Source organism: Trichococcus sp. (assembly GCF_049589555.1).
Classification (GTDB): Bacteria; Bacillota; Bacilli; order Lactobacillales; family Aerococcaceae; genus Trichococcus.
Genome location: NZ_JBAWAZ010000012.1, coordinates 1 through 8,133, shown reverse-complemented (window position 1 = coordinate 8,133; position 8,133 = coordinate 1). Strand labels below are relative to the sequence as shown.

General features: G+C 46.0%; 10 protein-coding genes. All 10 read left to right on the top strand.

Annotated elements, in window-relative coordinates; genetic code table 11:
• The first annotated feature begins 88 nt into the window (after positions 1 to 88).
• The 10 genes from WBV27_RS00370 to WBV27_RS00325 all read left to right on the top strand — a co-directional run bounded on the left by WBV27_RS00370 (position 89) and on the right by WBV27_RS00325 (position 7,964).
• Positions 89 to 685, top strand: coding sequence for a TMEM175 family protein (locus WBV27_RS00370; protein ID WP_424198447.1), 597 nt, complete (start codon positions 89 to 91; stop codon positions 683 to 685).
• A gap of 179 nt (positions 686 to 864) precedes the next feature.
• Positions 865 to 1,476, top strand: coding sequence for a hypothetical protein (locus tag WBV27_RS00365; RefSeq protein WP_424198445.1), 612 nt, complete (start codon positions 865 to 867; stop codon positions 1,474 to 1,476).
• A 26-nt stretch (positions 1,477 to 1,502) separates the two neighbouring features.
• Positions 1,503 to 2,342, top strand: a complete 840-nt coding sequence (locus WBV27_RS00360; RefSeq protein ID WP_424198443.1) for an ADP-ribosylglycohydrolase family protein — start codon at positions 1,503 to 1,505, stop codon at positions 2,340 to 2,342.
• A 102-nt stretch (positions 2,343 to 2,444) separates the two neighbouring features.
• Entirely contained in the window at positions 2,445 to 2,726 is a 282-nt protein-coding gene (locus tag WBV27_RS00355; RefSeq protein ID WP_424198441.1) for a hypothetical protein, read from the top strand.
• A 125-nt stretch (positions 2,727 to 2,851) separates the two neighbouring features.
• Positions 2,852 to 3,442 carry a DUF7000 family protein gene (locus tag WBV27_RS00350; RefSeq protein WP_424198439.1) on the top strand — a complete coding sequence of 197 codons (591 nt, stop codon included), beginning with the start codon at positions 2,852 to 2,854 and terminating at the stop codon, positions 3,440 to 3,442.
• 100 nt (positions 3,443 to 3,542) lie between these two features.
• On the top strand, positions 3,543 to 4,199 hold the full coding sequence (locus tag WBV27_RS00345) for a GyrI-like domain-containing protein (RefSeq protein ID WP_424198437.1): 657 nt from the start codon (positions 3,543 to 3,545) through the stop codon (positions 4,197 to 4,199).
• A gap of 159 nt (positions 4,200 to 4,358) precedes the next feature.
• Complete coding sequence (locus WBV27_RS00340; protein ID WP_424198435.1) at positions 4,359 to 5,183, top strand: oxidoreductase; 825 nt, start codon at positions 4,359 to 4,361, stop codon at positions 5,181 to 5,183.
• A 255-nt stretch (positions 5,184 to 5,438) separates the two neighbouring features.
• The gene (locus tag WBV27_RS00335; protein ID WP_424198433.1) at positions 5,439 to 6,545 is read left to right on the top strand and encodes an NADH-dependent flavin oxidoreductase; all 1,107 of its coding nucleotides are present in this window, start codon (positions 5,439 to 5,441) and stop codon (positions 6,543 to 6,545) included.
• A 204-nt stretch (positions 6,546 to 6,749) separates the two neighbouring features.
• Complete coding sequence (locus WBV27_RS00330; RefSeq protein WP_424198431.1) at positions 6,750 to 7,349, top strand: hypothetical protein; 600 nt, start codon at positions 6,750 to 6,752, stop codon at positions 7,347 to 7,349.
• 84 nt (positions 7,350 to 7,433) lie between these two features.
• Positions 7,434 to 7,964, top strand: a complete 531-nt coding sequence (locus WBV27_RS00325) for a DUF2703 domain-containing protein (RefSeq protein WP_424198429.1) — start codon at positions 7,434 to 7,436, stop codon at positions 7,962 to 7,964.
• Positions 7,965 to 8,133 lie beyond the last annotated feature (169 nt).

Here is an 8,133-nt window from a genome sequence, read left to right as displayed (position 1 = left end):
TGAATATATAAGAATCCACAGCTAAAATGAAGATTATAGGCAGCGACGAAATAATCATTCAAGTAGTTTATACAGAAGGGGAATTGCTATGGGGAAAAATCGGCTTGAAGCTTTCAGCGATGGTGTGCTGGCAATTATCATCACCATTATGGTCCTGGAATTGAAAATTCCGGAGGGACAAGGGATAGATGCTCTTCTATTGATACTTCCAACGTTTTTGAGCTACATACTTAGCTTTGTCTATGTCGGGATATATTGGAACAATCATCATCATCTGCTGCACACTCTTCAAAAGGTGACCGGCCCAGTTCTCTGGGCTAACCATCATCTGCTTTTTTGGTTGTCGCTGGTTCCATTCGCATCTGGTTGGATGGGGGCAAACCCTTCTGCAAAGGTGCCCGCAGCACTTTACGGCATAGTGTTGCTTATGGCTTCGATTGCCTATAATGTGCTGCAAAAAATGATCATCAATGCTGAACAGGGCAGTTCGACGCTCAAACAAGCCATCGGAAATGACACTAAGGGAAAAGTATCCATGCTGGCCTACCTGACTGCTTCCGGGTTAGCAATCATCCAACCTTGGATTGCCCAGGCACTGTACGTTATTTTGGCATTGCTCTGGTTGATCCCTGATAGGCGCATTGAGCGGATGTTATACAACATCGAGAAGGATGATAAATCATAAAAATAATGAAGCAACGAATGCGAATGTGACTTAAGGACGCAAGGACAATCTGAATTTCTGACTGTCCTCGGGTCCTTTTCTTTCATACTTACTTATTTGTGCGTATTTTGCAACCTCAAAATTCGTGCTAGACTGATGATAAGAACAGCACAAATCATTTATTTAAAGGGGAATAAAGTATGAATATAGCTATGAAAGCAGACAACTTTATCGCAGTGAATTCCTTTATCAGCAACGTCGATTTTGACGGAACGGAAGTACTTAGGGTAACGAAAGATCCGAAAATCGAAGCTTTTGATGAGCCTACCTATGCAAGGTTGGTGGGCACTAACTTCAAGAACGGCACAATCGAAGTGAAGGTGTTGAGCCGTCGCTTGCCTGACGCGCCTGAATTCGCCAGAGGCTTCCTTGGCATTGCGTTCCGCATCGATGAAAACAACGAGCATTTTGAATCGCTGTACATTCGCCCGACGAACGGCAGGAATGAGAGCCAACTGAGAAGGAACCGATCCACACAATATTTCTCTTACCCTGACTACATATTTGACCGTTTCAGAGCCGAAAGCCCAGGCGAGTACGAATCTTACGCCGACATGGGTTTGGATGAATGGATCGATCTGAAAGTCAAAGTGGACGGCGAACATGCCGAATTATATGTGAACAATTCGAAGTATCCCGTATTGTTGGTAAATGACCTGAAACATGGACCGGAAAACGAAGGCGCCATCGGACTATGGGTTGAAGAAGGGACGGAAGGCTTTTTCAAGGACTTGAACATTATTCAGAACTGAGGGATTTCATTAAGGGAGGACTTCCTATGTTGGGCGCAATCATCGGGGACATCGTCGGCTCCCGTTTCGAGTGGCATAATCACAAGGAGAAGCATTTTGAACTGTTCACGGAAGATTGCCGGATGACGGATGACAGCATCATGACGCTAGCTGTCGCCAAGGCGCTGATGGAAACGGAGAAGGCACTGGCATTCGCGGGTGAGGGGCGGGAACGAGGCGCAGACTATTATGTCTTGCTGGAGAAGCTGAGCATCCAGTATATGCAAGCGTTCGGGCGCCGCTACCCAGATTGCGGTTTCAGCCGTGCGTTCTTCCAATGGATAGTCAGCGATGATCCTCAGCCATACAATAGCTTCGGCAACGGTGCGGCCATGCGGATCAGTCCGGTTGCGTATATCGGCAGAACGGAAAAGGAGATACAGCGCCTGTCCGAAACGGTAACGGGTGTGTCGCACAACCATGAAGAAGGCCTGAAGGGTGCGGAAGCAACGGTAATAGCCATCTACATGGCGCGTTCAGGTTCACCCAAAGACGAGATCAGAAAAAGGATTGGGGAAAACTACTATCATCTGGACTTCACATTGGATGGAATCAGGGACTCCTACCGCTTCACAACGGATTGCCAAGCGACGGTTCCTCAAGCGATAGTGGCCTTCCTGGAATCCACTTCGTTCGAGGATGCCATCCGCAATGCGGTTTCGATTGGCGGGGACAGCGATACTTTGGCCGCCATCGCTGGTGCGATCGCGGAAGCCTATTATGGCATTCCTGAACAGATCAAAGAACGAGCATTGAGCTATTTCGATGCGGAACTGCTCTTGGTATATGAGGAATGGGTTCGGTTTATAAAAACCAGAAATCAATAACAAAAAGGAAAGCCTACGGATCAATAGCGGAAGCTGATGCAACCGAAGAAAAACTGCCAGATGCAGCATTCTATCTTTCAGAAGAATAAGGAGGAAACTATCATGAAAATGCAGTTTTGGTCCAAAATAAAAGCCGGACAATGGGCAGCGGGTTTGACTTTGACATTCATCGTGCTGATGGCCATCAAAATGACGGCCTTGGGAGCAACCATCAGATTACCATTGCCGACACCTGTTCTTGCAGTGCTGGGAGTGGTCGGGTTCATTCTGGGGCTGATAGCAATCATCAAACATAAGGACAGAGCCTTGCTGACATTGTTGTCCATTCCGGTTGGACTTGTGATCATTTTATGGACACTCGCAGAAATTACTTTTCCACACTGAAGCATGGTTATCCAAAAATCCTATCGAGTAAAGACGTCCGTGGTCAGGACGTCTTTTTTATTTGCCATTTGTAGTGCCTTGTGAGGGGGATTTATACGGTATTCGCTAGCGGGAGGTATGTTATAATGAGGGCTAAAACAGCGGTTACAAAAATAGGATACGCGCTTCGAACTATGTACAGTCTGCTGAATCGGGGAATGAGGAATATTTTTATGGAGCCAATAAATGAATATATAAAGGAATATGCTACGCAGCTAAGAAAAGGGCAGATACAGAAAGCTTACAAAGGAATCCTGACATTTATGTCAGTACTTCGTTCATACTTGGAAAGCAAGTATCCAGATTATAATGCTGGTAGTTTATACTTTGGCTACATGGATATGACCTATTTTGCTTTTACGCCTGCTGATTTGAAAAATAAGAAGCTGAAAATCGCCGTAGTATATTTGCATGAAAAAGGCGTGTTCGAAGTTTGGTTGGCTGGGATTAACAGAAAAATTCAGGGTGAGTACATCGCGTTGATGAGCAGGGAAAATATTGGTAAATATAAATTATCACAGGTTATTCCGGGAGTTGATTCCATTATAGAATCAACTCTGGTTGAAAAGCCGGATTTTGACCATCCAGAGGAACTCAAGAAGCAGATTGAAAAGAAGACGATGGAATTTATAAAGGATATTATTTCTATACTGGATGAACCTCAAGGAGTATTATAAGCGGCTGTAAGGATAGGAGCAGAACGGTGTAATTTCTGTTCAGTTTCGTTTAGCCGATTCAGATAAGGGAGGCCGATTCAGATAAGGGAGGAAAAATGAAATGCCAAGCCCATTAGATTTCAAAAAGGAATATAAGAATCTTTATCAGCCCAAGACGGTCCCTGTGATTGTCGATGTACCGAAGATGAAATTCATCATGGTTGACGGCAAGGGGAACCCCAATGATGAATCAGGGGAATACGCGAAAGCAATCGAAATGCTTTATGGGCTGTCCTACACCATCAAAATGAGCAACAAAAGCGGCAATGCCCCGGCGGATTTCTTCGAATATGTCGTTCCGCCATTGGAGGGCTTATGGTGGACGGAGCTTGATCGCCCCTTTGACACGAGCCAAAAGGACAAATTGATCTGGACAGCGATGATCCGGCAGCCGGAATTTGTCACTGATGAAGTATTCCGATGGGCCGTTGAGGGATTGAAGAAAAAGAAACCGGAGCTTGATCTCACCAATGCAAGGTTGGCGGAATACACAGAAGGAATTTGCGTTCAGATGATGCATATGGGTCCCTACGATACGGAAGCAGTGACGGTCAAAGCTATCGACGACTTTGCTGCGGCCAATGGATACGTCAATGCCATTTCGGAAATGAGTCCAGACGGCACAATCCGCAGGCACCATGAAATTTACTTGAACGATCCACGCAAAGTCGCTCCGGAAAAGATGAAGACAGTCGTCCGCCATCCAATCAGGAAATAAAAACAGAAAACGTGGAAAAGTAATTTTCGGAAATAAAACGCTTCCCTTTGAGTGAACTCCAAGGTGTATACTTCTGTTTGTACTGCGAGTGGCGCCATTTTGATTCGCTAAAAAGGCGCAGTGATCAAAGTAAACAGCTTCGGAGAGGAAGGAAACAATATGACAACATGGTTGATTACAGGATGCTCCAGCGGCATCGGCAGAGGAATCGCAAAAGCAGTTTTAAAACATGGGGATAACGCAGTAGTGACTGCACGGAACATTGCCACGGTGGCGGATATCGTCGAGAATTATCCCGCCACTGCTATCGCTGTGCCTTTGGATATCACGAATAAAGAAAGTATCGCGGGCGCCGTGAAAGCGGCAGAGGATAATTTCGGCGGGGTGGACATCCTCGTGAACAATGCAGGCTACGGCTATCGTTCTTCCGTTGAAGAAGGCGAGGAAGACAGCGTGAATCTGCTGTTCGACACGAACTTCTTCGGACCGATTGCATTGATCAAGCAAGTATTACCATACATGCGAGCGCAGAAAAACGGCGCCATCCTCAATGTTTCCTCGATCGCTGCCGCCCGCTCAGGTGTCGGTTCCGGTTATTATGCCGCATCCAAGGCCGCTTTGGAATTGATGACGGACGGTTTGATGAAGGAAGTCGCACCGTTGGGGATCAAAGTGATGACCGTGGAGCCAGGCGCTTTCCGGACCAAATTCTACGACACTTCCCTGAAAGGTACCCAGAAGCAGATCGAAGATTATGCCGATACTGCTTGGAAAACCCGAAAAGAGAACATTGTCGACAACCAAGATCAGCCTGGAGATCCGGACAAGGCGGGAGAGGTCATCTACGAAACTATCCAAAAAGAGGAAATTCCGAAACGGTTGTTGCTGGGTTCGGATGCAGTGAACATCGTGTCCGCCGAGATGAAAGAAAGATTACAGGAAATCGAGGACTGGAGCGCCATCAGTAAACAGACAGACTACTGAATTGGGTTTATTGTAAATGTAAGAACATAGTAATGATTTAAGACTGTGTAGATGGCGATATACGCCTGATCCGCAGTCTTATTTGTTTGAAGTGGTACCTACAGAGAAAATCATAGCCAAGCCTCTTGCAAAAGGATGTGACTTATAATAGAATATATGCATGCGCATGCAATTGGAAATGGCCGAGCGTTTTGTTTGGGAATTTCAGGCAGGCTCGGTAAAATGATAAAAAGCGATCTAAAGGGAGAGAAAAATATGTCAACAATGAACAGCAAGCTGACTTTCAAACGCGGACTGGAACTGAAGAACCGCATCATGATGGCACCGATGACAACGAAGATGAGTTTTTATGATGGGGTAGTGACATCCGACGAAATCAATTACTATGCGCTTCGTTCCGGCGAAATCGGCGCAGTCATCACAGGCGCTGCAAATGTTCAGAACGACGGCAAAGGCTGGGAAGGCGAATTGAGCATCGCTTCCGATGTTTTCATTCCGGGTTTGAGCAAACTAGCTGCAGCCATCAAAAAGAACGGCACCAAAGCCATCCTGCAGATTTTCCACGGTGGCCGCATGACGGATTCAAGCGTATTGAGAGGCGTTCAGCCAGTAGCGCCAAGTGCGATTGCTGCCGAAAGACCAAATGCCGAAACGCCGAGAGCATTGGCCAGTGACGAAGTTCTGGACCTGATTGAAAATTTTAAAGCCGCGACCCGTCGCGCGATCGAAGCCGGTTTTGACGGTGTGGAACTGCATGGTGCAAATACTTATTTGTTGCAACAATTCTTCTCGCCGCACTCCAACCGCAGAGACGATGAATGGGGTGGCACGCTGGAAAAACGGTTCAGTTTCATCGACAAATTGGTTGATGAAGTGACAGCAACCGTGGATGAATCGGGCGCCGAGAACTTTATCGTCGGTTACCGCTTTTCCCCAGAGGAATACGAAAATCCAGGCATCCGCTTTACAGATACACTGTTCCTTGTGGACCAATTGGCCGATAAAGGCTTGGATTATCTGCATATTTCCTTGAGAGACCATCAACTGGTTTCTGTTTCTGAGGATCATAAAGAGAAAAGCATGATGGCGTACATTCATGAACAAATTAACGGACGCGTGCCGTTGGTAGGTGTCGGCGATGTCCGCACGAGCGAAGATGCGGAGCACGTATTGGAAAATTCGGAGCTTGTTGCCGTCGGACGTGCTTTGCTGATCGATCCGCATTGGGGTGCGAAAGCCCTCGATCAAAAGGATGAGCTGATCCGCCAAGAAATATCCAATTACGACCGCGAAGAACTGTTCCTTGCGAATGGTGTCTGGAGCTTCATGGAATTCATGATGCCGGACCGCTTAGGTAAATAAACAAGTAGATAGACCATACAGACTTCCTGGGAAAAAGGGACTTCTGTATGGTCTTTTTGTATTGTATCAGGGTGAAGCCGTACGCGATTCAGGCGCTCGTGATATGTTATAATGAGGTCGAAAAAGAGCGGTTACAAAGTGCGTAGTACAGTCGATTATCTTCCTTAATCCATAGGCTTTTGTCAGTTCAAGGAGGGACTTCAGATGATCAAAAATAACAATCACCAATACAAGTTTTTCCTCATCATGACCATGTTGTTGTTTATCCTTTCAGGCTGCGGTTCATCGAGCGACGAAGCTGCCTCATCTTCGGATCCGGAAGCGATCAGGGAGAGCCAAATCAGCGAACTGGAAAGCAGCGATCTGATCGGGAATGTGGATGCGTATGCGGCTATCCAAGGCGTGATAGCGGAATCAGCGGTTCCGACGCCAGCCAAAGTGTTCATCATCGAAAACGATGAATCCGTTGAGGAAGGAGCCGGAGAAAAGTACGTGTATTCAACGCACTATCTCGATTTGCCTGAGGAATTGCAGGCAAAGTCGGATGCCGAAATGAATGTGCTGGTGAAGCTGCGCAGCTATTACATGGAAACTGGAACCTACTCGAATGAAGGAATTGCCTATACGCGTTATGTCCAAATTACCATCCTGGACAGGGGTGCCAGCACCATCATCCATGAAGAAACGCTTATCGGATCAGCTCCTTTCAGCATCAGTGAAGATCAATCCGCGGGGTATGGCTATGTCCCTGAATATCAAGTGCTGAAAAAAATTCTGGTCTACTTTGGATATGCAGATGAATGAAGAACGTCTTCACGATTTAAGTCATTTCTGAGTATAGGACAAAATCAACTCAACGCGCTGTCTTCAAGAAAGGGGAGGGAAATTATGAGTAGTAAAAAAGATGAATGTTCTTGCGGGGGTGATTGCTGCGCACAAAAACAAGAAAAAAAGAAAATTGACATCGATTTCTTGTATCTGGATTTAGACACATGCAAAAGGTGTCAGGGCGCTGAAAGTAATTTGGATCATGCAATAAATGAAGTTTCGGCGGTTTTGACATCCGCTGGCTATGAAGTGATTGTCAATAAAGTAAATATCTCATCACCTGAGTTGGCAATCAAACATGGATTCCTCAGCTCGCCAACGATAAGAATCAACGGTAACGACATCTCCTTGGATGTTACGGAAACTTCTTGCAAGGACTGCGGAGATATTTGCGGAGATTCTGTAGATTGCAGGTCCTGGATTTATGAAGGGATTGAACATCCTGAACCACCAAAAGAAATGATCGTGAATGCAATTTTGAAAGAAGTCTATGGAGGGCATTCAGAATCTCCAAAATCCAAAAAGGAATATATGTTGCCGGATAATCTAAGAGCATTCTTCAATGGGACTGCGGCAAAGAAAGAGGAATGAGAAAAGCAGAGGACTACGCCAAACGTTCCCACAAGCTAGCGAGCAAAGATGAGTGATCAGGATAAGACGGAAAATATTGAGGTGCTGACTGTGAAGATTATTGGTTTGATACTGTATTTTTCCTTCTACATAAGCTTCTACATCAAAATGTTTGTGCAAGGCAGCCACG

Bases quoted from the DNA above. Each gene is read 5' to 3' on its own strand.
- WBV27_RS00335 (WP_424198433.1), top strand. From the start codon at position 5,439: ATGTCAACAATGAACAGCAAGCTGACTTTCAAACGCGGACTGGAACTG.
- WBV27_RS00360 (WP_424198443.1), top strand. From the start codon at position 1,503: ATGTTGGGCGCAATCATCGGGGACATCGTCGGCTCCCGTTTCGAGTGG.
- WBV27_RS00325 (WP_424198429.1), top strand. From the start codon at position 7,434: ATGAGTAGTAAAAAAGATGAATGTTCTTGCGGGGGTGATTGCTGCGCA.
- WBV27_RS00370 (WP_424198447.1), top strand. From the start codon at position 89: ATGGGGAAAAATCGGCTTGAAGCTTTCAGCGATGGTGTGCTGGCAATT.
- WBV27_RS00355 (WP_424198441.1), top strand. From the start codon at position 2,445: ATGAAAATGCAGTTTTGGTCCAAAATAAAAGCCGGACAATGGGCAGCG.
- WBV27_RS00350 (WP_424198439.1), top strand. From the start codon at position 2,852: ATGAGGGCTAAAACAGCGGTTACAAAAATAGGATACGCGCTTCGAACT.
- WBV27_RS00330 (WP_424198431.1), top strand. From the start codon at position 6,750: ATGATCAAAAATAACAATCACCAATACAAGTTTTTCCTCATCATGACC.
- WBV27_RS00345 (WP_424198437.1), top strand. From the start codon at position 3,543: ATGCCAAGCCCATTAGATTTCAAAAAGGAATATAAGAATCTTTATCAG.
- WBV27_RS00365 (WP_424198445.1), top strand. From the start codon at position 865: ATGAATATAGCTATGAAAGCAGACAACTTTATCGCAGTGAATTCCTTT.
- WBV27_RS00340 (WP_424198435.1), top strand. From the start codon at position 4,359: ATGACAACATGGTTGATTACAGGATGCTCCAGCGGCATCGGCAGAGGA.